This window comes from Clostridium sp. UBA4395 (assembly GCF_002390995.1).
Taxonomy (GTDB): Bacteria; Bacillota; Clostridia; order Clostridiales; family Clostridiaceae; genus Clostridium_J; species Clostridium_J sulfidigenes.
In genome coordinates this window covers 1-25811 of sequence record NZ_DGRF01000077.1, presented here as the reverse complement: position 1 = coordinate 25811, position 25811 = coordinate 1, and the positions used below count along the sequence as shown (strand labels likewise).

The 25811-nt window shown below is 29.7% G+C and carries 21 protein-coding genes, 5 tRNA genes and 2 other annotated features; of the genes, 1 reads left to right on the top strand and 25 read right to left on the bottom strand.

Annotation, left to right across the window (positions count from 1 at the left end; genetic code table 11):
* From B2694_RS13950 to ytxC, 14 genes are all read right to left on the bottom strand, one after another.
* Entirely contained in the window at positions 1–2367 is a 2367-nt protein-coding gene (locus B2694_RS13950) for a U32 family peptidase (protein ID WP_346886261.1), read from the bottom strand.
* 176 nt (positions 2368–2543) lie between these two features.
* Positions 2544–3536, bottom strand: a complete 993-nt coding sequence (locus tag B2694_RS13945; protein ID WP_346848603.1) for a glycosyltransferase — start codon at positions 3534–3536, stop codon at positions 2544–2546.
* A gap of 166 nt (positions 3537–3702) precedes the next feature.
* The gene (locus B2694_RS13940; protein WP_346848602.1) at positions 3703–4305 is read right to left on the bottom strand and encodes a cell division protein ZapA; all 603 of its coding nucleotides are present in this window, start codon (positions 4303–4305) and stop codon (positions 3703–3705) included.
* Between the two features lie 305 nt (positions 4306–4610).
* Positions 4611–5282 carry an ABC transporter ATP-binding protein gene (locus B2694_RS13935; protein WP_346848601.1) on the bottom strand — a complete coding sequence of 224 codons (672 nt, stop codon included), beginning with the start codon at positions 5280–5282 and terminating at the stop codon, positions 4611–4613.
* Between the two features lie 21 nt (positions 5283–5303).
* Positions 5304–7835 (bottom strand): ABC transporter permease, encoded by a 2532-nt coding sequence (locus B2694_RS13930; protein ID WP_346886260.1) that lies wholly within the window; start codon positions 7833–7835, stop codon positions 5304–5306.
* A gap of 288 nt (positions 7836–8123) precedes the next feature.
* Complete coding sequence (pheT, locus tag B2694_RS13925) at positions 8124–10502, bottom strand: phenylalanine--tRNA ligase subunit beta (protein WP_346886259.1); 2379 nt, start codon at positions 10500–10502, stop codon at positions 8124–8126.
* 18 nt (positions 10503–10520) lie between these two features.
* Positions 10521–11540 carry a phenylalanine--tRNA ligase subunit alpha gene (pheS, locus tag B2694_RS13920; RefSeq protein ID WP_035134359.1) on the bottom strand — a complete coding sequence of 340 codons (1020 nt, stop codon included), beginning with the start codon at positions 11538–11540 and terminating at the stop codon, positions 10521–10523.
* Positions 11541–11710: 170 nt separating this feature from the next.
* Positions 11711–11925, bottom strand: a binding site (T-box leader).
* 103 nt (positions 11926–12028) lie between these two features.
* Positions 12029–12820: an RNA methyltransferase gene (locus tag B2694_RS13915; RefSeq protein ID WP_346877765.1), complete on the bottom strand. Its 792-nt coding sequence runs from the start codon at positions 12818–12820 to the stop codon at positions 12029–12031.
* A gap of 12 nt (positions 12821–12832) precedes the next feature.
* A complete protein-coding gene (locus B2694_RS13910) occupies positions 12833–13492 on the bottom strand; it encodes a TrkA family potassium uptake protein (RefSeq protein WP_346848593.1) in 660 nt (219 codons plus the stop codon).
* Positions 13493–13506: 14 nt separating this feature from the next.
* Positions 13507–14874, bottom strand: coding sequence for a TrkH family potassium uptake protein (locus B2694_RS13905; RefSeq protein ID WP_346886258.1), 1368 nt, complete (start codon positions 14872–14874; stop codon positions 13507–13509).
* A gap of 258 nt (positions 14875–15132) precedes the next feature.
* Positions 15133–15486 carry a 50S ribosomal protein L20 gene (rplT, locus tag B2694_RS13900; protein WP_346886257.1) on the bottom strand — a complete coding sequence of 118 codons (354 nt, stop codon included), beginning with the start codon at positions 15484–15486 and terminating at the stop codon, positions 15133–15135.
* A gap of 27 nt (positions 15487–15513) precedes the next feature.
* Positions 15514–15711, bottom strand: a complete 198-nt coding sequence (gene rpmI, locus B2694_RS13895) for a 50S ribosomal protein L35 (RefSeq protein WP_035135823.1) — start codon at positions 15709–15711, stop codon at positions 15514–15516.
* Between the two features lie 19 nt (positions 15712–15730).
* Positions 15731–16258: a translation initiation factor IF-3 gene (gene infC / locus B2694_RS13890; RefSeq protein ID WP_346886256.1), complete on the bottom strand. Its 528-nt coding sequence runs from the start codon at positions 16256–16258 to the stop codon at positions 15731–15733.
* Positions 16259–16291: 33 nt separating this feature from the next.
* Positions 16292–16402: a sequence feature (ribosomal protein L20 leader region), on the bottom strand.
* A 36-nt stretch (positions 16403–16438) separates the two neighbouring features.
* Positions 16439–17365, bottom strand: a complete 927-nt coding sequence (ytxC, locus tag B2694_RS13885; protein ID WP_346848591.1) for a putative sporulation protein YtxC — start codon at positions 17363–17365, stop codon at positions 16439–16441.
* A gap of 188 nt (positions 17366–17553) precedes the next feature.
* Here ytxC and B2694_RS13880 point away from each other — a divergent pair, with 188 nt between their 5' ends.
* Complete coding sequence (locus tag B2694_RS13880; RefSeq protein ID WP_346886255.1) at positions 17554–18261, top strand: DUF6873 family GME fold protein; 708 nt, start codon at positions 17554–17556, stop codon at positions 18259–18261.
* Positions 18262–18387: 126 nt separating this feature from the next.
* Here the strand turns inward: B2694_RS13880 and B2694_RS13875 are convergent.
* From B2694_RS13875 to B2694_RS13825, 11 genes are all read right to left on the bottom strand, one after another.
* Positions 18388–18461 (bottom strand) — tRNA-Cys (locus B2694_RS13875).
* Positions 18462–18465: 4 nt separating this feature from the next.
* Positions 18466–18540: transfer RNA gene (locus B2694_RS13870), tRNA-Gly, on the bottom strand.
* A gap of 7 nt (positions 18541–18547) precedes the next feature.
* A tRNA-Phe gene (locus B2694_RS13865) sits at positions 18548–18623 on the bottom strand.
* A 22-nt stretch (positions 18624–18645) separates the two neighbouring features.
* Positions 18646–18722: transfer RNA gene (locus B2694_RS13860), tRNA-Asp, on the bottom strand.
* Between the two features lie 3 nt (positions 18723–18725).
* A tRNA-Val gene (locus tag B2694_RS13855) sits at positions 18726–18801 on the bottom strand.
* A 141-nt stretch (positions 18802–18942) separates the two neighbouring features.
* Positions 18943–19824, bottom strand: coding sequence for an Hsp33 family molecular chaperone HslO (hslO, locus tag B2694_RS13850; RefSeq protein WP_346886254.1), 882 nt, complete (start codon positions 19822–19824; stop codon positions 18943–18945).
* 4 nt (positions 19825–19828) lie between these two features.
* Positions 19829–20575, bottom strand: a complete 747-nt coding sequence (locus B2694_RS13845; protein ID WP_346886253.1) for a class I SAM-dependent methyltransferase — start codon at positions 20573–20575, stop codon at positions 19829–19831.
* A gap of 218 nt (positions 20576–20793) precedes the next feature.
* A complete protein-coding gene (locus B2694_RS13840; RefSeq protein ID WP_035135812.1) occupies positions 20794–21036 on the bottom strand; it encodes a small, acid-soluble spore protein, alpha/beta type in 243 nt (80 codons plus the stop codon).
* Positions 21029–21151 (bottom strand): hypothetical protein, encoded by a 123-nt coding sequence (locus B2694_RS13835; protein ID WP_346886252.1) that lies wholly within the window; start codon positions 21149–21151, stop codon positions 21029–21031. Before B2694_RS13835 ends, B2694_RS13840 begins: the two co-directional genes overlap by 8 nt.
* Positions 21152–21248: 97 nt before the next feature.
* Positions 21249–22946: a peptide ABC transporter substrate-binding protein gene (locus tag B2694_RS13830; protein ID WP_346886251.1), complete on the bottom strand. Its 1698-nt coding sequence runs from the start codon at positions 22944–22946 to the stop codon at positions 21249–21251.
* Between the two features lie 522 nt (positions 22947–23468).
* Positions 23469–25154, bottom strand: coding sequence for a peptide ABC transporter substrate-binding protein (locus B2694_RS13825; RefSeq protein ID WP_346886250.1), 1686 nt, complete (start codon positions 25152–25154; stop codon positions 23469–23471).
* Between the last annotated feature and the right edge of the window lie 657 nt (positions 25155–25811).

Genomic DNA, 25811 nt, shown 5'->3' with positions numbered 1-25811 from the left:
CTATTCAATTCCCCTCTTATAATGTCCTTTTGTAGTTTTCCCTAAATCTACATCTTCATCTTTAAATATATATTTCATCACCTTTAAAACCTGATTATAATCTTCATCTATAAAGTCAACTCTATAATTGTTAATATTATTTTTCCTTAATTCCTTAATGAATGGAACTATATTTACAGGTAATGTATTATATATATGGCTTCTACAATATTTATCTGTGGTAACTAGAAATTCTTCATTCATCCTATCTCTTAATACAAACTTATCCTTGTCACATCTGAAATTACAGTTTGAAGTAGAGCTCTTATCACCAAAGGTACTGCCAATTACACAGTATTCACTTACCATAAGTTCATACTTACCATAAACTACTACTTGCACTGGAGTTTTAATATTTTTAGCTAGAGAGAACATTTCTTTATTGTTAAGTTCTACGCTTAAAGCTGATATATCTGTAAATCTGTTATAAAAATCATAGCTTTCACTATTTAAAATATTTAACTTATAATCTCCAATTATGTTAAGCCTGTTTTTAAACACATTTATTATACCTAAATTAGCTGTAATTAACCCCTTAATTTTAGAAATATTCTTTTCTATAGCTTCAGTAACTATATTAAATTCACTTTTTATTATATTAGGAACAATCATATATAAATTTTCATAATCTACTTCTTCTAAATTTAAACCTTCACCCTTTTTAAATAAATCTACTCCTATAGCTGGAGCTATATCTGGATTTTCATCTATAAAACTTAATACACTTTTTAATTGCTCTAGAGTTTTAACGCATATTAGATACTCATCATTAAATATATCTTTAGCTTCTTCAGAATTCCTATTAAATTCTTTATAAGCCTTTTCTTCCACATGCCGTTTATCACGAATTTTAATATACTTCATTATATCTTCAATAAGCTCACGTCTTACACTATTTATAGATGATAGCCTTAAAAATCCTTCTTCAAAGGTTTCAAATTCAATGTTTTCTAGTTTAAAAGGAGTATCCCCTAACTTATTGAGATTTTTAATTATAGCTTCCTTATCCATAGGCTTATTAGCTGCAACCTCTACATTTTCTCCATAGACTTCAAATTCTTTTTCCTGATAAACCGTAGATAAATAAAATCTTTCTCCTGGAGCAAATCTAACCTTTATAGTTAATGGTAACTTTACACCATAAATATCTTCATAATTTTTTTGAAGTTTAGTTAAAAGTTCAGTATCTGAAGTTACATATACTTTATCTCCAACCTTATATTTAGTAGGCATAAGCTTCACTTTTTCGCCTTTAAAGGCTTCTTTAACCTTTTCTTTCCCCTTTAAAATATTTGTGATTGTAAATCCACTATTATCAGTTCTAACTCCATCCTGGGCTTTTATATCCTTTTGAATCTGTATGGTTAAATCTTTTTCAACAGTTCCTAAAAATACCCCTGTATTTTTAGGGCAATTATATGCCATCATGTCTCTTCCAATGTTTCCTCTAAGATATGCCTTGGAAAACCCTTCTCTATTAAATAATTGATTTAGTATGGCCTTTTTAGGTGCTATCTCAAAACATTTGTTGTGATACACACTATCTATAGCTTCTCTATAGGTAGTTACAACACCACTTACATATTCAGGCTTTTTCATTCTACCTTCTATCTTTAATGATGAAGTCCCACTTTCAATTAAACTTTTAATTTCATCTATAGTACAAGTATCCTTTGGACTTAATAAATACCCTTCTCTATTTTCTCCACTAGATTTTTTTATTATATTATAAGGTAATCTACAGGGCTGTGCACATCTTCCTCTATTTCCGCTTCTTCCTCCTATGATACTACTCATAAGACATTGTCCAGAATAACTTATACATAATGCTCCATGGACAAATATTTCTGTTTCTATATCTAAGTCCTTTGAAATATATCTTATTTCATCTAGACTTAACTCCCTTGATAAAACTATTCTTTGAAAGCCCTCATTCTTTAAAAATATTGCCCCTTCTCCATTATGTATAGTCATTTGTGTGGATGCATGAATTTCAAACTCTGGTATAGCTTCTTTTATAATTTTAAATAATCCCATATCTTGAGTTATAATAGCATCTACACCAATTTTATATAAAAACTTCCCATATTCTAAAGCTTCATCTAACTCTTCTTCCTTTATAACAGTATTAAAAGCTATATATACTTTAACATTATATAAATGACAATAATTCACTACTTCTATTAATTCTTCTTCATTAAAATTATTTGCATAGGCTCTAGCAGAAAACTTATTCCCGCCCATATATATAGCATCTGCACCACCTTGAACAGCAGCATAGATACTTTCTTTACTTCCACCTGGCGCTAATAATTCTATTTTATCCATATGTTCTCAACTCCTATCAATAAGAAATGTCTTTATTCTATATTAAAAAAGTCATACTTATTTTATTAGTACTTATTTTTTACTTCTCATGGATTATTATATCACAATTCTCTTTGTTACAAACTGTAAAAAATAATAGGAGCTAATACCTTTTTATTGGTTAGCCCCTATACATCTTAATTCATCAATTTTAAATATCCCTCATATATGCCTTCTAACATATTCTTCAAGTTATAATTATATCTTATATATTCTTTTAGTTTATTATTTTTTCTTTCTGCCCTACTTTTCTCTACTGCTAATTTTATACTATTATGATTATAAGGATCACAATATATTGCCATATCCTTAAAATATTCCTTTGAAGCCCCTTCCTCCGTAACCACTATGTTACATCCATAAGCTGCTGCCTTAAGGGATGATAAACTTGTAACTTCTGAAAAACTAGCTAATACGTGAGCACTAGAAAAGGTGTATGCATTATACAAATCATAGTCATTCATAAATCCTAAATAATGTGTAGTCGGATAAGCTAAGCATTCTTTTAAGTAACGCTCCTCTGATGCCGTTCCAACTAGAACTAAGTCTACTCCTATTTCATTACATATCTTACTTAATTCTAATTGGTTTTTCACTTCACAAATTCTTCCTACACACAATATATAATTATCTAAATTATATCTCTCCTTAAAATTATATAACGGAACCTCATCATAATTTATATCTACTCCATTATAAACAACTTTAATATCTCCCTTTGTAGTGAAATCCTTGGTTATTAAAGACTTTTCGTATATACTATTGCAAAATATGATTTTACTCTTCTTCAAAATTAATTCCTTATAAGCTTTGCAATTATTCCATAGATTTTTTCGTTCCATATTATTACTATATTCGAAAAACTTCTCCATATTAAAATACATCGGTGATACTACTATACTACATTTACTATTACTAGCCAATTTAAAATGTTTATAAGCATCAAATATATTTTTAATATCAAATAGATGTACTATATCATAATCATCATAATTAGCCTCCTCATTGGCTCCACATATATCTACATTAACCCCTTTCTCTTTTAAAAAAGTGTATATTTTAAATATTATAGTAGTATCTCCTGAACTTAAATTTATATAATTACTTCTAGCACATAGCAAAACTTTCATGTATAATCCCCCTAAGAATTATGGTTTTACCTAATACCTATGCCCATAAAATTTTAATTATCACAATATTAAAGAATAAAATTATATTTAATTCATAAATATAGCTAATTATCCTAAAATAAAAAATAGGCGATAATATATAAATATAATATTATCACCTAAACTTTTACTTTTTTCTTACATTAACTTGTCCATTTTTCATAAGCTGAAGGTTTTTATCTTCAATCTCATGACTAAGTTGCTCTAGCTGTCTTACTCTAGCTATTTGGTCATATCTTAAATTATTATTTTCAGATAGAAGCTTTTTATTAAAGGTCATTTGTTTTTTATTATCCTTTTTTAACTCTTGAACAACTTGATCCATAAGTTCTAATTGCTCTTTAAGATATGTAACCTCATCCTTTAGCTTTCCTATCTCTTCATCTTTATCCGAAGTGTTAACTTTTCTTAAGTCTTCATTTTCTTTTTTTGCAGCCTGTAAATCTCTTTTTAGTCCTTCTACTTCGGAAATAAGATTTTTTTGTTCCTTTGCAATCATTTTATAATTTTCATTTGCCCTTTCGCAGGCCTCTTTATTTTTAAAAACCTCATCTCCTAAATTAATTGCTGCAAGAATAGTAGCATCAGGACGACTTATTTTAGAATTCTTAAACATTAGACTATTTATTTTATTATCTACATATTGAGCAACCATTTGTAGATACTCATCATTTTCTTCTCCTCTAAGGTTATATTCCATTCCATTTATCTTAACTGTTATAATGCTCACATAAACACCCTCTTAATTATAAATTTACATCTGCATAAACTTATAATCATTTTAACATATATTAGCTATTTATTAAATAAGGTATTTAATAAATATTCCAAATACTTGTCAACAATATGTTTCATAAAACTTAATTAAATATAAATATAATATATTATGGTACATATTTTATAATTATATTGTAAAAATTTACCATATTATCAAGCCACAGTTTTTATAAAAATTATTCTTTTCTAACTACCAAAGTATTGCAAATAAAAAATGTTACACAACTATTTCTTTATATTAGTTATGTAACATTCTTCTTATTTACCCTCTATAATCATTCCATCAGTAATAGTAATAATTCTATCTGCCATTTGTGCTATACTACCATCGTGAGTAATCATGATTAGTGTTTGATTATACTTTTCTATGGTTGATTTTAGTAGTTGCAATACTTCTTTACTATTTTTACTGTCTAAATTTCCTGTAGGTTCATCTGCAAATATTATGGACGGTTTATTAGCTAGTGCTCTAGCAATGGATACCCTTTGCTGCTGCCCTCCAGATAGTTCACCTGGAAGATGTTTTCTTCTTTCTTTTATATCAAGAACATCCATAATTTCATCAATATACCCTTCATCTACCTTTTTACCATCCATTAATACTGGAAGTTTTATATTTTCCTCTGCTGAAAGTATAGGAATTAAATTAAAAGCTTGAAATATAAATCCTACGTTCTGTCTTCTATATCTAGATAACTCATTTTCACTTAACTCATAAATATCTTGTTCATTAATAAATACCTTTCCTGCTGAAGGCTTATCTAATCCTGCAAGAAGATGTAGTAATGTACTTTTTCCAGAGCCACTAGGTCCTACTATGGCTACAAATTCTCCTTCTTTAATCTCTAAATCCGTAGGTTTTAACGCCTTTACTGCAGTTTCATTCATTCCATAGGTTTTAGCTAGACCACTGGTTATTAACATACTCATATTAATTCCTCCATTACTCTTCTACTCTACATCCCTAATACTCTCAACAATACTTGATTTAAATAATATTTTTGACGGTAATATAGATGATAGTAGTGTGATTATGATTGTAATTATTATAATTATAGTCATTTGGCCTATTGGTATATGCCAGCTTATAATCTGACCTAGCCAAAGCTCTGAATTTTTAGTTATAATTGCTGAAATTCCCAAAGTTAGCAGTACTGAAATTGCATAAGATACTATTCCATAAATGGCCCCTTCCCACATTATGATCTTCTTCACCTGCTTTCCACTAAGGCCCATAGCTCTTAGGAATCCAAACTCTTTCTTCCTCATAATTGCGCTCATATTCATGATATTAATAAGATTTATTATGCTTACTATGGCTACAACAATAACTATACTGTACATGGCAAATATAATTTGAGCATTATTTACCTTTACTTTTTCTAGTTCTTCTCTGTAAGATAATAATGTAGCTCCCTTATCACCATCTACAACTGCTCTTAACTCTTCTTCAACTTCTTCATAGTCATATCCCTCCTTAACATTCCCTTCCCAATATTGATATTTAGTCATTTCCATATGTTTCTTCATGGCAGAGTCAGGTAGAATTATTGCTGATGAGTGTACTGTTGTGCTTGGAGTACCTAAAGGTAATCCTTTTATTGCTTCTTCACTAACTATAGCTCCAACTTTAAACTCTGGATAAGTTCCACCTAAAAATTCTCCATTATCATTTAACTTAGTAAATGAAGGTTGTACAACATCTCCCACAGATAAATTAGTGTAGTTCAATCCATCTATATTTTGTACAAGAATTAATATATCTTCATTTTTCATCTTGTCTATATCTATCTCACCAGCAATGACATTTTTCTTTAAAGCTTCTAACTCCTCATCACTACGTCCTAAAATTGTAACTTCTATTAAATATCTATCCCTAGATATACACTGTGATATATACTGTACAGACTTTCCTAATTCTTCATAGGTTCTTAATCCTTCTTCTGTATAATTTTCTTTTTCAATATCCATAGTTGTGCCTCTTCTCTTAAGCTTTAAGGTTACATCCAATCCTTCCACAGAAGAAACCTTTTCTAGCGATAATCCACTTTTAGAATCAACTTTAAAATCTACCTTGAAGCTATCTTTAAAGATTGCCACAGGATTTGTAGAACCTACCACATAATTTACTGTCATAAACATGGTTATAGTTATAATTAAAGATAAACATGTAGATAAAAATCTTTTTTTATTTCTAATTATATTTATAAACGCCAAATTGATTTCAAAAGATACCTTTTTTAAAATAGATTTATCTAAGCTTCCTCTCATATTACTACCCTTTAAACTAGTATTTGCTCCTCCAGTTATAGCCTCTGTGGGTGATATAACCGAAGCTTTTCTAGCTGGAAAATAAGTTCCTATAAATGCAGTTAAAAGTCCCACTACAATTGCTACTAAGATAATTTTAGTATCCATTGTTCTCACTGTACCTAAATTCTCTATTCCAGTGACTATTTTTATAATATACCTAGTTATCCAGTTTCCTAATAAAATTCCTATAGGAATAAATACAATTGTTATAAGCATACCCTCAATTAAAATCATGGCTTTTATTTTCCATGGAGGACATCCCATTGCCCTAAGCATACCAAATTCTTTAGTTCTCTCTGATACACTAACATTAAATATGTTATAAACTATTACACTAGAAATTACTATTAATATTAATGAAACAAAAAACATTATATTATCATATTTTTCATATTCACTTTTTAATTGTAACTTAGGTTCGTTAGCAAAAAATCCTCCGGTAGAATATCTTGATTCAGTTAACTTTTTTACAGCATCCTCAACAGAGTAAGATGGCTTTATCATTATATATCCGTCAGCTTCTACACTTTGCATAGTAAGCTTTTTCTCTTTTAATATCTTTTCTCCAAATTCAGGTGTAATATATGCATTCCCTTCCTTTGGATAGAACCAGTTTCTATAGGTAAAATCATAAGTCCCTGTAAGTACGAACTCTGTTTCACCCTTCTCATAATAAAATTCTGTACCTCTGCCTCTGTGAACTATGGTATAAGGAATGGTTATCTTATCTCCTATTTCATACTTTTTAGGAAACAAATCTAAAATCCACTTTTCTATAGCTATTTCATTATCCTTTTCTGGATATCTACCTTCTATCAATTCTAGATTTAATATATCTGTAGCATTTTCTTTAAATGCCGAAATTTGAAGACTATTATCTGTATTCGGCACATCATATCTGCCAATTGGCCAAACCGTAGTAACTTCTTTTACAACCTCTTCTTTTGCAACTCTATCAAAATCCACATAACCTAAAGTTCCTAAATAGATATCATGTATTCCTCCTGAATCATCCTTCATCTTCTGATATAGCGATTCCTTTAAAGCTTCTGATATAGTGCCTAATGATACTATTAGTGCCATAGATACTATAATACCTAAAGCTACAAAGATAATTCTTTTTTTCCCCTTTTTAATATATCGTGGAATAATCCCCCAAAAACTTTTCATCTTTTCCCCACCTTAACTTTCCCTTATTAGCTGATATAACTATATTTTCATATGTAAAATATTATAATGTTAATCTATATATATCCATAATTGTACATTAATGAGTATACAAATTCAATGTTATAGGTACTTTTTTGTAGAATTATAACTTATTTTTATAACCTATGTCATACCCCTTTATAAGTCTCACAAAACCCTTCACTCTAATCAAATAGGATAACCCTATATAAAATTTCCCATAAAAAAATAAGTAGATGTAAATTTACACCTACTTATTTTAATTAATAATTATCTTAATTCTGCACCTAGCTTATGCTCTAAGCTTCTTAAAATCTTATCATGGACCTTATTTACTTCAGTATCAGTTAAAGTTTTATCTGCATGTCTATAGGTTATAGCATAGGCTATACTCTTCTTACCTTCTGGAATTTGGCTTCCTTTATAAACATCAAATAGTTTAGCACTTTCTAAGATGCCGCCACCTTGCTTTTTAATAGTGTCTTCTATCTCTTGTACTAGAACTCTATCATCTACTAAAACTGCAATATCTCTTGTTACTGCTGGAAATTTAGGAAGTGCTTTATGTTTTTTGTCTATCTTAGCACATTCCATTAACATATCTAAATTTAATTCAGCAACAAAACATCTTGTATCTATACCATAATTTTCACTTACATCTGGATGAATTTCACCTAAAACTCCAGAAATTTTATTTCTAAGTTTTAATGCAGCAGTTTTTCCTGGATGGAAGCTAGGGTTCTCACTTTCTCTAATAAAAATTCCATTATCTATTCCTAAAGCATTTAGTACATTTTCTACCACACCTTTAAGTTCTAAATAATCTCCCGCTCCATACATTCCTAAGGTTAAAATATTTCTTTCTTCTGGCAACTTCTCTTCATCAGTATTTTTTATATATACTTTACCTATTTCAAAAAGCATTGCACTTTCATTACTCTTTACATAGTTTCTAGCTAAAGATTCCATCATTGATGCAAGAGTAGTAGTTCTCATAACCTTGAAATCTTCTCCTAGAGGATTTCTAATTTCAACTACATTTCTAAGTTCACTATCTTGTGGAATTAAAAGTTTATCAAAAATTTTATTGCTTACAAAGGAATAACTTATAGATTGATTTATTCCACTGGCTACTAAAGCTTCTATTATTTTATCTTCTAGCTTATGCTTATCTGATTTTCCAGACTTTATAGCCTCACAATGAGGAAGGGTAGATTCAAAATTATTATATCCATGAATTCTAGCAATTTCCTCTGCTATATCCTCTTTTATATTTAGATCACTTCTAAATGTTGGACAATTAACAACTAAAACATCACCTTTAATTTCAGTATTTAAATCTAATCCATCTAAATATCTTTTCATATCTTCTTTTGATATATTACTACCTAAGAATCTATTAACCCAGTTACTATCTACTTCTAAGGTATGAGGTTCTATAACTTCATTATATATATCTATAACCCCAGTCATAACCTTACCTGCACCTAATTCTTCCACTAGGGCACATACTCTATCAATAGCTAACTTACATAGGTTTGGATCTAAATCCTTCTCAAATTTAGTTGAAGCTTCTGTTCTAAGTCCTAACTTTTTAGATGTATTTCTTATATTAAGACCATTAAAATTTGCACTTTCTAGGACTATCATAGAAGTATCTTCTTTAACCTCTGAGTTTAATCCTCCCATAACTCCTGCAAGTCCTATAGTTTTATCCCCATCCTTTATACAAAGCATAGAGCTATCTATAGTTCTTTCCTCTTCGTCTAAAGTAACAAATTTTTCTCCATCTTTTCCAGTATCAACTACTATAGTATTAGATACTATATCTCTAGCATCAAAGGCATGTAATGGTTGACCTAACTCTAACATAACAAAGTTTGTTATATCTACAATATTATTAATAGGTCTTACATCAGCTTCTAATAATCTCTCTTGCATCCACTGTGGTGATGGTTCTATCTTTATATTGCTAATTCCTTTAGCCATATATCTTCTACATAGTGGACTCTTAATTTCTACTTTATAACTATCAGTTATATTAGTTTTATCTTCTTCACTATATTTAAGATTTGGCATTTTATAAGTTAACCCTAGAGTCGCTGCTGTTTCTCTTGCCATTCCAATTATACTAAAGCAATCTGCTCTATTAGAAGTTATTTCAAAGTCAATAATAGCACTTTCAAGAGGTATTACAGACTTGATATCTACTCCAATAGATGTATCTTTAGGTAATATCATAAGTCCATGTACTGGCTCATCTCCAGCAATTCCAAGCTCTTCTTCTGAGCAGAACATACCGTTTGATACTACTCCTCTTAATTTACCTTTTTTTATTTTAAGTCCGCCATGCAGCGTTGCTCCGTGTAGTGCTACTGGAATAATATCCTGCTCCTTCATATTTGTAGCAGCAGTTACTATTTGTATTTCTTCCTCTTTGTTAATATCCACTGCACATACAACTAGTTTTTCTGCATCTGGATGTCTTTCTATCTTTGTTATCTTTCCTGTAACTACATTAGAAATTTCATCTCCTGTAAGTATAACCTCTTCAACATGAGACCCTGAAAGATTTAATGCATCTGCAAGTTCTACAGGGGAAACATTTATATCAACATAGTCTTTTAACCATTTAACTGGATACTTCATAATCTTCCTCCTTATATATTAAAACTGATTTAAAAATCTCATATCACTTTCATATAATAATCTAATATCTTCAATACCGTATTTTAACATTACAATTCTATCTAATCCAAATCCGAAAGCAAAACCGCTATATTTTTCTGGATCAATTCCGCAATTTCTAAGTACTTGTGGATGCACCATACCACAGCCTACAATTTCTATCCATCCACTACCTTTACAAACTTTACATCCCTTACCTCCGCATACAAAGCAAGTTGCATCCATCTCTGCTGATGGTTCTGTAAATGGGAAGTGGTGCGGTCTAAATTTAACTTTCATGTCATCTCCAAACATCTTTTGGATAAACATTTCTAGTGTTCCCTTTAAGTCTCCAAAGGTAATATTTTCTGCCACTACTAATCCCTCAATTTGATAGAATATTGGTGAGTGAGTTGCATCTACAGCATCTGAACGATATACCTTTCCTGGTGCAATCATCTTTATTGGTGGCTTTTGATTTTCCATAGTTCTTATCTGGATTGGAGATGTCTGAGTTCTTAATACTATATTATCATTTATGTAGAAAGTATCTTGTTCTCCTCTCGCTGGATGATCCTTGGGTATATTTAAAGCTTCAAAATTGTAATGATCAAACTCTACTTCTGGTCCTTCTTCTATAGAAAAACCCATAGATAAAAATATATCATTTACTTGATCAAGAGTTAAACTTAATGGATGTTTTTTCCCCATAGTTTGTTTCTTTCCTGGCATAGAAATGTCTATTACTTCACTATTTAATTTTTCAGTCTTTTCTGCACTTCTAATAGCTACTACCTTTGTATCAATGGCACTTTCTATTTCTTCTCTTACTTCATTAGCAATTTTACCTACCACCGGTCTTTCTTCTGCTGATAGTTTTCCCATACCTCTTAAGATTGCAGTAAGCTCTCCTTTTTTCCCTAGATACTTTACTCTAATATTTTCAAGTTCAGCTTTATCTGTTACTTGACTTAGTTGTTCTAGGGCAATTTTTTTAATTTGTTCTAATTGTTCTTTCATATTCTAAGCTCCTTTCTAAAATTCATGAATTCATTTAAAATTATGGATTAAAACTTTCTTTGAAAAAAAATTTTCACTTCATAATTAATGAAATTTCTACTTAATTCAAGTATAAATAATAGTTTCTGAAATTAAGTTTTTGCTTTATAGACATAAAAAAACCGTCCCTAAAAAGGGACGGAAAATCCGCGGTACCACCCTAATTGAGTTTTATTAAAACTCCTCTTAGTAAATCTATCGACCATAGCCGCTAATTACTACTACTACTTCATAATTAGTACTCAGAAGTGAACTTCGATATAATCCTATAAGAACAGCTTTCAGTCTTTGGCTCTTCATCCCTTATATAAATATATATATCTACTCTCTTCGTCATTGTATAAATATTTTATTTTACTAAACCAGTTTGGATACTATTTTACTTAAATAACATTTAAATCCTAACTTGATAGAAACATTATACATATAATATATAAAAATTTCAAGTATTAATACTTTTTATTTAACTTTTGTCTTACACCTTCATATATCATAATAGATGCAGCTATAGCAACATTTAAGGATTCTGTATTTCCTAGCATAGGAATTTTAACCTTAAAGGTAGCTAAATTCATAACTTCATCACTAATGCCATTACCTTCATTACCTACAGCTATTATTGCATTATCTACTAGATTAACTTCATAAAAGTTTTTTTCTGTGTCAAGGGAACTGCATACTAAATTATACCCTTCACTAATTAATCTTTTTGTGAAAACTAGATTTTCATCATGGATTATAGGAATATTAAATATGGAACCCATAGTAGCTCTTAAGGTTTTTTCATTGTATAAGTCTACTGTATCTTTACTTAAAATAACTCCCCTACAACCAGCACTATGAGCTGTTCTTATTATAGTTCCTAAATTGCCTGGATCTTGTATCTTGTCAGCTAAAATATACAGTCCTTCTTCTTTATTAAAATTTTCCTCTTTCATTTGAAGTACAGCTAAAACTCCTTGAGAATTTTCTGTACCTGAAATATTTTTAAATAGACTGTCATTTATAATAAATAATTTTTCTTCATATTTATTAATATAAAAAGAAAATTTTTCTTTAAATTTATCAACTGAGCTTTCCTTTATAAAAAGTTTATCTATAATAAAATCTGATTTAAAACCTTCTTCTAGAAATCTAAATCCTTCTACAATAAACTTCTTATTTTCAACTCTATATTTTTTTTCTTTTAATTTTTTAATTTCTTTTAATGTATTATTATCCTTACTTTTTATAACCTGCACTTATAAATCTCCTTATCTAACTAAACTTTCAATTCCGTTTAGCTCAGCAGTTCCTCCTATGGCTACTATTATATCGCCTTCCTGTATAACCTCATCTGCAGATGGAGATACCTCTATGTTATCATCTCTTTTAATAGCTACCACATTTACACTGTACCTCACTCTTAAATCTAGCTCTTTTAGAGAGTGACCTTCCCATTCCTTTGGGGTAACAATTTCTGCAATGCTAAAGTCTGGTGATAACTCTATATAATCAAGTATGTTAGAAGAACAAAGGTTATGAGCAACTCTAATTCCCATATCTCTCTCTGGGAATATAACTCTATTGGCACCTATTTTATATAAAACTTTTGCATGCAATGCATTATTAGCCTTAGTTATAATATGCTTAACATTCATTTCTTTAACTAAAAGAGTAGATAGAATATTAGCTTGAATATCAGAACCAATACTAATTATAGCCACATCAAAATTACCAATTCCAAGAGCTCTTAGGCTAACCTCATCATTTGCATCTACTTGAACAGCATGAGTAACTCTTTCTGCAATGTTTTGAACAGCTTCTTCATCTATATCTACAGCTAATACATCATTACCAAGTGCATATAAAGTCTCTGCTACTGAAGTTCCAAATCTACCTAAACCAATAACTATAAATTGTTTTTTACTCATTAATATATCCCCCTTTATCCAACTAAGATTTTATCTTCTGGATACTTAATAGAATTTCCTCTTTTACTTTTTCTTATAGAAATTGCTACAACTAATGTAAGTGGCCCAACTCTACCCGCATACATAGTTAGTGCTACTATAGCCTTGCCTATAGCAGTAAGCTCTTGAGTTAATCCTAATGTTAACCCAACAGTTCCAAAGGCTGAAGTAGCTTCAAATAAATAATGTTCAAAGGGAGCACCTGATGCTCTTTCTGTAATAGATAATAATATGGTTGTAGTAAACACTAACGCCAGTGCTATTACTACTACTGCTAAAGCCTTATATACAGTTTCTTTATTTATTTTTCTTTTAAATAACTCTGTATCTTCTCTTCCATTTATAACTGATAGTATTGTCATAAAAAGCACGCCCGCGGTAGAAGTTTTTATTCCCCCAGCCGTTGATCCTGGTGAACCACCAATAAACATCAACATTATGGATAAAAATGTAGATGCCATAGTCATCTTTGTCAAATCTATAGAATTAAATCCTGCTGTTCTTGGTGAAACCGATGCAAAGAATGCTGACAGCACTTTTTCTTTAATCCCCATAGGTTTTAAAGTATCTGGATTAGAAAGTTCAAATACAAGAAACATTATAAATCCAAACAAAATCAATCCTGCACTCACAGCTATTACTAGTTTAGTCTGAAGTGTTAATCTTTTAGTACGTCTATAATTAAATATATCATTCCATGCATAGAAACCTAGTCCACCAATTACTATTAAAGAAGATATAGTAAGTATTATCAAAGCATTATCACTATAGGCAGTTAAGCTACCGTAATTTCCCATAAGATCAAATCCAGCATTACAAAATGCAGAAACTGCATGAAATATACTATAATATATACCTTTAATAATTCCAAACTCAGGTATAAATTCAAAGGAAAGCAGTAAAGCTCCTATAAATTCTATTGAAAAAGTAAATACTAATATATATCTAGCTAATTTTACTATTCCTTGAAGAGATGTTGAATTTAATGATTCCCTTATAATTAATCTTTCTTTTAAAGTTATTTTTTTACCAATAATTAATGATAAAAGTGTAGCAAAAGACATAAATCCAAGACCACCAATTTGTATCAAAATAAGTATTACTGTTTTTCCAAAATAACTCCAATAAGTACCAGTATCTACAGTAACTAATCCTGTCACACAAACTGCAGAAGTTGATGTGAAAATACAATCTATAAATGGAGTTCCTACACCTTTTATAGTAGCAATAGGTAAGCTTAATAATAGGGCACCTGTAAATATTATAGTTGCAAATCCCATAGCTATTATTTGAACGGGAGTAAAATTTTTACGTCTTAGAATATCCCTTAATCTTAACTGCATAGATAACACCTCAAACTTTTTAAAAAATTTATCACGATTATATATTTATATATAGTTTCCCCATTTCCTTATTAAAATATATATAGTATAAAAATGTAGCCATGGCTACATTTCTATACTATATATATCCCTTTATTTATTATCTTTATTTCTTATATAAAAATAACAAATAATTATGTACATTAAAATTTAGTCTAACAAAATCCAGAGACATGACATAGTCATCCTCTGGCTTTTATTTTTTATATTTAATTAATCTTATAGATGCTTCTTAGCAACTTCTACTAATTCAGCAAATGCTTTTGGATCGTTGATTGCTATTTCAGAAAGCATTTTTCTGTTTATTTCAATTCCAGCAAGCTTCATTCCATTCATGAATTTTGAATAAGAAAGATCATTCATTCTAGCAGCTGCATTTATTCTAGCTATCCATAGTTTTCTGAAATCTCTTTTCTTTAATTTTCTTCCAACATAAGCATTTCTTAATGCTCTTATTACTGATTCATTAGCTGTTTTAAATAACTTGCTTTTTCCACCGTAGTATCCTTTTGCAAGTTTTAATACTTTTTTATGTTTTTTACGACTATTTATCGCTCTTTTTACTCTTGCCATTATATTTACCTCCTAGATAACTTCCTACTATAAGTATGGTAGTAATTTCTTCATTATTTTTTCTTGAGTAGTTGAAACATATCCTGTTTTTCTAAGATTTCTCTTAGTCTTTCTGCTCTTCTTAGTTAATATATGGCGTCTAAAAGCTTTAGATCTTTTTAACTTACCTGTTCCTGTCTTTTTAAATCTCTTTGCTGCACCTCTATGTGTTTTCATTTTTGGCATTGTAAAGTCCTCCTCTCGGTTATGCTCTTTTTGGAGCTAATATCATTATCATATTTCTTCCTTCTTGTCTAGCTGGCTTTTCAATAACATAAACATCGCCTAATTTTTTTACAAAAAGGTTTAATATCTTGTGTCCTACTTGTGAGTTTTCAATTTCTCTTCCTCTAAATCTCACAGTAACTTTAACTTTGTCTTCATCTAATAAGAACTTTCTAGCATTATTAGCTTTTATCTCAATATCGTGCTCTTCTATGCTAGCACTTAGTCTAATCTCTTTAAGAGTAGTGATTTTTTGTTTCTTTTTAGCTTCTTTTTCCTTCTTTTGTTGCTCATAAACAAACTTACCAAAATCCATGATTTTGCATACCATAGGTTTTGCATTTGGAGATACTACAACTAAATCTAATTCCTTTTGTAATGCAATTTCTAATGCTTCTTTTGTAGAAATTACTCCTAGTGCTTCCCCGTCTGAGTTAATAACTCTAACTTCTTTGTCTCTTATCTCTTCATTCATCATGAAATCTTTATTTTTACTGATAACATTCACCTCCGGCTTTTAAACCACATATTTTTATCTTATATAAAATAAAAAGGACAGCAAACGCCGTCCTGTTATTACAATTATTGTAAACCAAATTTTACCTTACTAGCAGCACTGTAAGGTGAGAAACGGCAGTTTCTACTTGTTAATTAGTTATTTACTTTTTCACTAACACAGTTAATCTTACTACACCTTTATATTATTGTCAATAGGCATTTCTATAATTTCTTTAAACATTAAACATTCATTACAACCACTACAATGATAAATTCTATTTTCAAAAACCTTCTCTAGAGTATTAATTAGCTCCTTATTTTTACATCTATTAGCAGAATGTATTACTATTTTTTTTGGGCACATAGTTATTAGTCCACTTATAACTAAATCATCTTGACTAACGTCTACTATATTTTTATTTTCGCAAATCTCATTCAAAAGGGTTTCCATAATATTATTTCCAAATTCATCTCTGAGTATATATGAATCTCCTCTTTTTCCAATATACAAATCTACCTTTTCAGCCTTACTTTCTTGTATCTCAACAAAATACTTTAAAAGACTAATAAATTCATTATACTCCTTTTCTATCATATAACTTTCTACCACTTTTTCTATTATCGCATATATCTGTGGCATTAATTCCTTGGATCTAAAGTCCATAAACCCTTTAATATTTAATACGTTACCTTCTTCTATACAATTAATAATTCTATCTAAAATACTATTTTTCTTATTCATATAATATATCACAGTATCATCTATAGGTACTTCTTCTTTTAAAATTTTATATATATCCTTTTTTACAATACTTATATCGTTATAGTTAAGAAAATTATATGTTTCATTCAGATGTTTATTAACCCTTTTTTCTAAAAATTCATTAATAATTACACCATATAAAATATTAGCTGTATAATAGTTAAATAATTTCTTAACTTCATCCTCAGTGTAATCACCATCTTCCCAATATATATGTATACATTCATCTAATTCATCATTTTCAATTTTCAAATTTATACTTTTCTTTTTTTCTCTTAAATACTCACTCATACTCTTAACTTGATTTAATACATAATCCTTATAACTATTATTTACAATGGTCAACAGTAGCATTCAATCACCCCACTTCATGTTAAGAATTTTATAGATACAGAACTTTACTTTAATATATTATGTATATTATGTGTTTTTATTTTTTACTATATACAATTTATTAAATCCAATTTATTCTACAAATAATATAACATATATGATATATTATTTTTAAGTTAGTAACAACTAACCTTAAGGTGGTGACATTTTTGAAATATGCTTTTGTAGACTTTAGAATTTCTTTTGAGGAATTATTTGCTTTAGAAAATTTAAATTGTAAAGTTATCCTTTGCGAATCTTGCAATTCATTATATCCAGCTATATGTGGTCATCCTGATATTCTTATGCATTTCATAGACAATAATAATATTATAATTCATAAAGATGCTTCTTCTATCTTTGAAGAAACTCTAAAATCTCTAAATCTAACAGTATTAAGAAGTACTAGTACTTTAACTGATAAATATCCTAATGATATTATTCTTAATGCTGTAAACACGCCTGATTTTTTTATGCATAATATAAGGTATACTGATAAAACTTTATTAGAAAATATTCATCATAAGACTTTAATAAATGTTAATCAAGGTTATACTAAATGCTCTACTGTAGTATTATCTAATAAAGCCTTCATAACTTCTGATATATGTATTTACAAAGAATTAAATAACTATGGATATGATGTACTCTTAATTCCACCAGGTGACATTCTTTTACCTCATTTGAATTATGGCTTTATTGGAGGAACTTGTGGTATGATAGATTCTAAAACTATAGTTTTTTATGGAGACCTAGATTTATATCCTCACGGGAATTTAATAAAAAGATTTTTAGATAAACATGGCATAACCCCTATTTCTTTAGCCAACTCTCAATTAATTGATAGAGGTAGTATATACTTTTTGGATATTCAGTAACTCATCTATACAAAATACTACAATATGAATTTTTAATACTTAATTTTAATGCCTCTCTCTAAGAAGCACATTTATATAATGCACAAAAAAAATAAAAAAGCAAGTAAATAAATTACTTGCTTTTTTTGGAGGCGCCACCCAGATTTGAACTGGGGATAAAGGCTTTGCAGGCCTCTGCCTTACCACTTGGCTATAGCGCCATATTGGAGCGGAAGACGAGATTCGAACTCGCGACGTTCACCTTGGCAAGGTGACGCTCTACCACTGAGCCACTCCCGCGTAATAATGGTGGCTCGAGCAGGAATCGAACCAGCGACACGAGGATTTTCAGTCCTCTGCTCTACCGACTGAGCTATCGAGCCAGACACAAATTTTAGAATTTATTGGCGACCCAGAAGGGACTCGAACCCTCGACCTCCGGCGTGACAGGCCGGCACTCTAACCAACTGAGCCACTGGGCCATATGGTGGTCGCAACAGGGATCGAACCTGTGACCCCCTGCTTGTAAGGCAGGTGCTCTCCCAGCTGAGCTATGCGACCAAAATTTAAATTTGTGACACCATTATCAAAAATAATCTTTGCTAAGCTTAAAAATCAATAAATCTTCCAAGTCTTAACAAAGACTATTATATTAAATTTTTAGTTTATTGTCAATATGGTTTTTAGAATTTATTATAGAAATTAGTTAATAGCTTCTAATATTTTTTTAATATCTTCTGGTTTAAAATCATATGTTTTATTACAGAAATGGCACAATATTTCTTCTGTCTTGCCATCATCATATATCTCTTGTAAATCATCTTTCCCAATACTAATTAGCACTCTTTCAACTCTTTCTCTTGAACAGTCGCATTTATACGCTGGTACTAAAGCATCATATATTTTCAAATCCATATCTTCAAATATAAATTCTAATATTTCTTCTATAGTCATTCCTTTCTCTATCATAGCCGTTACTGATGGAACTTCTTCCAATCTATAAGTTATAATATCTGCTAAGAATTCTGATGCACCTGGCATCATTTGTATAATAAATCCACCAGCAGCCTTTATAGATAAATCTGTATCTACCAATACTCCTAAAGCAACAGCAGATGGTGTTTGCTCAGATACCGTAAAGTAATACGCTATATCATCGCCCACTTCTCCTGTATATATAGGCACTTGACCTACATAAGGTTCTTTAAGCCCCATATCCTTAATTACTTTTAGATATCCATTTTTACCTATAGCACCACCAACTTCTAATTTACCTTTTTCATTTAAAGGTAAATCCACTTTTGGGTTTCCTATATATCCTTTAACACTTCCATCATGATGGGCAGTAACAGTAACACCTTTTGCTTCTCCACCACCATCTATTTGAATAGTTAAACTATCAGTATCATTTTTTAGCATAGCACCCATTAAAACCCCACCAGTTAACATTCTCCCCACTGCTGCTGAAGCTGTTGGCATACATTCATGAGTTTTAGTTGCTTCATTCACTAATTCAGTAGTAGTAGCTGCAATTATTCTTACTTGGCCATCCTTTGCAGTGGCTCTAATTAATTTATCTTTCATTACTCTAACATCCTTTCTTACTCAAAACATAGGTTATTCTTTCTGTATTCTCGCCTATGACAACTTCTTCATAGCAATTAAGTTTTTTTTCTATGACAAGGTTTGCTTCTTTTATAAACTTTTCTATTTTACTCTCGCTATAGGCTTTCTCTCTGTGATGTTCATCAAATCTATGATACACTTGTCCTTCTTTAACAAAAAAGGTTAAGTACATATCAACAATATCCTCTTGTAATTGATTTTCCCAAATATATACCACATCTTCTCTGTCATAGTTAAAGCTATTATTTCCTAATATATTTTTTATTTTGTACTCTGTATTAATGTCAAAAATAAAAATACCATCATCCTTTAAGTGTTTATTGACTGACATAAAATATAATTGAAGTTTTTTATCTTCAATTATATAATTAGTAGAATCCAATCCACAAGTTATCAAATCAAACTGCTTTTTAAGATTAAAGGTACATATATCTTGGCACATAACCTTAGCTTTAATTCCCTCTGCCTTTAATTTTTCATCAGCAATAGATAACATATACTCTGATAAATCTATAGCCGTTGTAAATATAAAGTTTTTCCCAATTAACTTGGTAAAATTCCCTGTACCACAAGCTAAATCTAAATACTCTCTTCTTCCAACATTATATTCCTTGCAAATCTCAATAATTTTATCTGCCCAACCTCTATAATTGATATCTTCATTAATAAGTTCATCGTATATATCAGCAAAATCATTATAACAGTCCATAGGTTCACCATCTTTTCTATATAATCACCTATTTATTTTACATTACTTTTTTTATTTTGTCTAAGAATTCTTCCATGACTATGTAACAAATTTCATATCTATATGTTTATTCATGTACTAAGCTATAATTATATCTCTTCATTAAATTAATATAATTCATCTTAATTATTTTAACAAAGTCTTAGTTAAACTTGATTATTATTATATATTATATAAACCTAAAAAAACTCATCATTCTTAGGAATATTTAAACCCTTCTTCTTTTTGGTCATCATACCTCCAATTCTCCCCGTTTCTTCTGCAGTTAAACTGCTCCATCCAAATTCATTTACTTTATCAGCCAAACCTAATTCTTCTACTATATCATATTTTATTTGCTCTCTTAAAGCCTCCTGTGGCGTTAATTCTTTATTAGCTTTCAATTTAGATTTTATAACTTTTTTTATAGGAGTCTTACCCACAAGCTTCCACCTCCGCATTATTAAAATATAGTTTTAATGTAATAACTATATTTTCTACCATAGACTTTTTTTTATTCATATCCTTTATAAAATCTATAGTTTTTCTTACTCCCATCAATAAGTAGTTTTAAATTTACACTAACTAATAAAATACTCCTTAAAGTATTTCTAAATACTTTAAGGAGTATCAAACATTATAATACTATTTTATATTATTTTCTACCTGAAGTGTAAGTGTATTTTAAATCAACTGTTCCAAATAATGGAGCACTGTAACTCTTAACATACTTTCTTACATATGTGTTTTTAAATCTCCAAGATTCTGGACTTATAACAGCATCTTCATATAATAAAATTCTTTCTGCTTGTTTAAACAATTCTGTTCTTTCTGCTGGATCTACAGTTTTTGCTGCATCAGCTATAAGCTTATCGTATTTAGGATTTGACCATCCTGTCATTACAACGTTAGCTCCAGTTACCCAGAAATCAAGGAATGTGTTAGGATCATTGTAGTCACCGCCCCATGCCATAGCTGCTACTTGATAATCAAAGTTATCAGTTCTTTCTTGGAACTGCGCCCACTCAACATAATCAACTTTTACTTTTACACCAAGTTTATCTTCATAAACACGTTGTTGGAATTCAGCCCATACCTTATTTTCAGCTGAAGTACCTGATTCTAAGTAGTTAATAGTTATTTTAGATGGATCATCTCCAAGTCCTAATTCTTTCATTCCTTCAATTAATAAAGCCTTTGGATCTGGATTTTCATCTATAAGATCCTTAACTGGAGTATCACCTACTTTATCTCTATAATCCTCTCCGCCTATTTGTACTTTAGGAGGTACGAAAGACATAGCTGGCTCTCCAAGACCTTTTCTTAAAGTTTTAATTTTATTTTCTCTATCTTCAGCTACCATAAATGCTTTTCTTACCTTAGCATTACTAAATAACTTATCTTTATGGTTGAAGAAAGTATAAGTAGTAGAACCATCATATCCTTTTTTAGACTCATACTCACCAGTTTTATCAAACTTTTCTATCCATTCTGGTTTAGAAACTCCTGCCATATCTAATGAACCATTAAGTAATTCATTCATTTGAGCAGATTCTTCTTTTATAATTTTCATTGTAGCTTTTTCAAGTTTTACATTTTCAGCATCCCAGTATTCTGGATTTTTAGTAAATTCAATCTTATTGTTGTGTACCCATTCAGAGATTATGAATGGTCCACTATATACCATTGTATTTGCTTCAGAACCATATTTATCGCCATGTTCTTTTATTATATCTTCTCTTTGTGGTTGCATTACTTTAAAGTATGTTAAATCTAAGAAGTATGGACATGGTGAATTTAATGTAAATTCAATTGTTTTATCATCTACAGCCTTAATACCTAAATCTTCCGCTTTAGCTTTACCTGAGTTAAATTCTGAAGCATTTTTGATTGGGTATAATAAGAATGCATATGGTGATGCAGTATTTTGATCTAAAGTTCTAGTGATACCATAAACGAAGTCTTGTGCAGTAATTGCTTTTCCATCACTCCATTTAGCATCTCTTAATTTAAATGTCCAAACTGATTTATCATCGTTAGGTGTCCAACTTTCAGCTATACCTTCTATGATTTTATCTTTTCCAGTTTCATCTTGAATAATTCTTGTTAAAGCCTCTTGGCTGTTTGCAAGAACTTGTGATGAATACAAATCACTTGATTTTGATTGGTCAATTGTCTTTGGTTCAGCCCTCAATAATAAGTTAAGATACTGTTCTTTATCCATATCTCCAGAAGCAGCAGTCTCTTCACCTTTGCCCTCATCTTTTTTGTCATCTTTACCACAACCTACTAAAGCAACAGAAGTTACCATAGATACAGCTAGTAAAGCAGCTAATATTTTTTTGCTTTTCATGAATAATCCCCCTTCATTAATCATCAATATAATAGATATAATGTCATATCCATCTGATTTAAATTTATTATATATTAACACTTTCACTATTGCAATACCTATTATCTGAATATTTATAAGATTACCTCAATTCGACTTATTATCCTATGTAATTACAAATATCTTACGAAATATTAATACAATATCTAATTTTGATTGATAATATCATTTTTTTTTAAATTAAAATTTATTCCTTTATTTATTTTACTTTTTTTAGTCTGTTTATTTTTCTTTTTTCTACTTATTTCTTTGTTAATCGAGTTCTATTTGCCTATAAATTCGAAATTTGTAATACGAATTTTATCATTTAATCCCTATATACATTATATATATCATAGTATTTTAAATAATATTGACTTCTTTACCCTAACTTTGTATCGCATTAATTTAAAATTTTTCTTATAATCCCACTTTTATAAGCACAAAGCATAAAAAAGTGAAGCATTCATTTCTTGCTTCACTTTTTGGCATTTCATTATAATACTATTTTCTTCCAGTAGTATAAGTATATTTTAAGTCAATTGTTCCGAATAACGGAGCAGTGTAGTTTTTAACATACTTTCTTACAAAAGTATTTTTGAATCTCCAAGCTTCTGGACTTACAACACCATCTTCATATAATAGTATTCTTTCAGCTTCTTTGAAAAGTTCAGCTCTTTCATTTGGATCATCACTTTTTCCTGCTTTAGTTATAAGTTCATCATACTTAGGATTTGACCAGCCTGTTGGTACAACTCCAGCTGTCGATGTCCATAAATCTAAATATGTGTTAGGGTCATTATAGTCTCCAGTCCATGCCATACCTGCAACTTGATAATCAAAATTATCAGTTCTTTCTTGGAATTGTGCCCACTCAACAAAATCAACTTTAACATTAATTCCAAGTTTTTTTGTATAAACTTGTTGTTGGAATTCGGCGTACTCTTTAGCTACTGCATCAGTACCTGATTGTAAGTAACTAATAGTTATTTTAGATGGATCTTCTCCAAGCCCTAGTTCCTTCATACCTTCTATTAATAATGCTTTTGGATCTGTGTTTTCATCCATTAATTTTTGAACTGGTAATTCATTTACTTTTGTTCTATATTCTTCTCCACCTATTTGTACAGACTTTGGTACAAATCCTAGAGCAGGTTCGCCAAGACCTTTTCTTAAAGTCTTGATTTTATTTTCTCTATCTTCTGCTACTATAAATGCTTTTCTTACCTTAGCATTACTGAATAATTTATCTTTAAGGTTAAAGAAAGTATATGTAGTCGAACCATCATATCCTTTTTTAGATTCATATTCACCAGTAGAATCAAATTTTTCTATCCATTCTGGTTTAACTACTGTAGCCATATCTAATGAACCATTAAGTAACTCATTCATTCTTGCAGACTCTTCTTTTATTATTTTCATTGTAACTTTATCAAGTTTTACATTTTCAGCATCCCAATATTCAGGATTCTTAACAAATTCTACTTTATTATTATGTACCCATTCAGATATCATAAACGGTCCACAATATACCATGCTATTAGCTTCTGAACCATATTTATCACCGTGTTCTTTTACTATATCTTCTCTTTGTGGTTGCATTACTTTAAAGTATGTTAAGTCAAGGAAGTATGCACATGGTGATGCTAATGTAAACTCAACAGTTTTTTCATCTATAGCTTTAACACCTAAGTCTTCAGCCTTAGCTTTACCAGAGTTAAATTCTACAGCGTTAGCTATAGGATATAATAGGAAGGCATATGGTGATGCAGTATTTTGATCTAGAGTTCTAGTAATTCCATATACAAACTGCTCTGCAGTAACTGGTTTACCATCACTCCATTTAGCATCTCTTAATTTAAATGTCCAAGTTAATTTATCATCTGAAGTTTCCCAGCTTTCAGCTATACCCTTTTCAATTTTATCTTTGCCATTTTCATCTTGTACAATTCTTGTTAATGATTCTTGACAGTTTGCAAGAATTTGTGAAGAATATGAATCACTTGATTTAGATTGATCAATTGTTTTTGGTTCAGATTGTAAAAGCATATTTAAATATTGTTCAGCATCTGCTTCTCCATTAGTAGCAGTTTCTGCACCCTTTTCTTCACCTTTACCACACCCAACTAATGCCACTGATGTTATCATAGATAATGCTAATAATGATGCTAGTATTTTTTTACTCTTCATAAGTAATCCCCCTTAAAATAATTTGCTTTAGTTCAAAAATTAAAAATTTTCTTTCTAACCTCGGCTCATCTTTGCGTTATTCCTTGTGCATATTTCTACACATTTCCTCATAACTTTTATTTATATTTATAGTACACTCTTTTTACGACAATGTCAATGTTGACCACCTCCACTTAAGACATTGCAATTTTAATTTTATTCAATTATACGAATTATTACCTTTATTTTTTACGTAAAATTCCCTATATTTCAACAAAGTATTATGAATTCACGAATGATAATTGATTCTATTACCATTGGTACACCTCAACTTCAAGGTTTTATATTTTCTTTTGTCGTAATTTGTAGTTTTTTTCATAAATTAATCATTAAAAGAAGATATATGAATTGCTTTTTTTAGCAAAATTCTTTTTTCTGTATTTTCTTTAAATAACACTCAATTAAATTCAATATGTTCTTTACTACTAAACACCCATATATCACTCCTTTTATAATATTATTAAAAGATATATGAATTTATATACCTGGTAATAAAACTCAATAATTGAATAAAGTTTATATTCATCGGATAAAGTCTTTGTTGGAAATTACAATGATTAAAAATAGAATTTTACTAAGCTTTTAAATAAAAAAATGGGGCTGTATCAAAATTAAATA

Excerpts from the sequence above, each read along its gene's own strand:
- B2694_RS13845 (WP_346886253.1), bottom strand. The coding sequence starts at position 20,575 with ATGGACTGTTATAATGATTTTGCTGATATATACGATGAACTTATTAAT.
- pheS (WP_035134359.1), bottom strand. The coding sequence starts at position 11,540 with ATGAAAGAACAATTAGAACAAATTAAAAAAATTGCCCTAGAACAACTA.
- ytxC (WP_346848591.1), bottom strand. The coding sequence starts at position 17,365 with ATGCTACTGTTGACCATTGTAAATAATAGTTATAAGGATTATGTATTA.
- pheT (WP_346886259.1), bottom strand. The coding sequence starts at position 10,502 with ATGAAGTATCCAGTTAAATGGTTAAAAGACTATGTTGATATAAATGTT.
- rpmI (WP_035135823.1), bottom strand. The coding sequence starts at position 15,711 with ATGCCAAAAATGAAAACACATAGAGGTGCAGCAAAGAGATTTAAAAAG.
- B2694_RS13945 (WP_346848603.1), bottom strand. The coding sequence starts at position 3,536 with ATGAAAGTTTTGCTATGTGCTAGAAGTAATTATATAAATTTAAGTTCA.
- B2694_RS13935 (WP_346848601.1), bottom strand. The coding sequence starts at position 5,282 with ATGAGTATGTTAATAACCAGTGGTCTAGCTAAAACCTATGGAATGAAT.
- rplT (WP_346886257.1), bottom strand. The coding sequence starts at position 15,486 with ATGGCAAGAGTAAAAAGAGCGATAAATAGTCGTAAAAAACATAAAAAA.
- B2694_RS13835 (WP_346886252.1), bottom strand. The coding sequence starts at position 21,151 with ATGGGAGTAAGAAAAACTATAGATTTTATAAAGGATATGAATAAAAAA.
- B2694_RS13825 (WP_346886250.1), bottom strand. The coding sequence starts at position 25,154 with ATGAAGAGTAAAAAAATACTAGCATCATTATTAGCATTATCTATGATA.
- hslO (WP_346886254.1), bottom strand. The coding sequence starts at position 19,824 with ATGAAAGATAAATTAATTAGAGCCACTGCAAAGGATGGCCAAGTAAGA.
- B2694_RS13905 (WP_346886258.1), bottom strand. The coding sequence starts at position 14,874 with ATGCAGTTAAGATTAAGGGATATTCTAAGACGTAAAAATTTTACTCCC.
- B2694_RS13950 (WP_346886261.1), bottom strand. The coding sequence starts at position 2,367 with ATGGATAAAATAGAATTATTAGCGCCAGGTGGAAGTAAAGAAAGTATC.
- B2694_RS13930 (WP_346886260.1), bottom strand. The coding sequence starts at position 7,835 with ATGAAAAGTTTTTGGGGGATTATTCCACGATATATTAAAAAGGGGAAA.
- B2694_RS13910 (WP_346848593.1), bottom strand. The coding sequence starts at position 13,492 with ATGAGTAAAAAACAATTTATAGTTATTGGTTTAGGTAGATTTGGAACT.
- B2694_RS13830 (WP_346886251.1), bottom strand. The coding sequence starts at position 22,946 with ATGAAAAGCAAAAAAATATTAGCTGCTTTACTAGCTGTATCTATGGTA.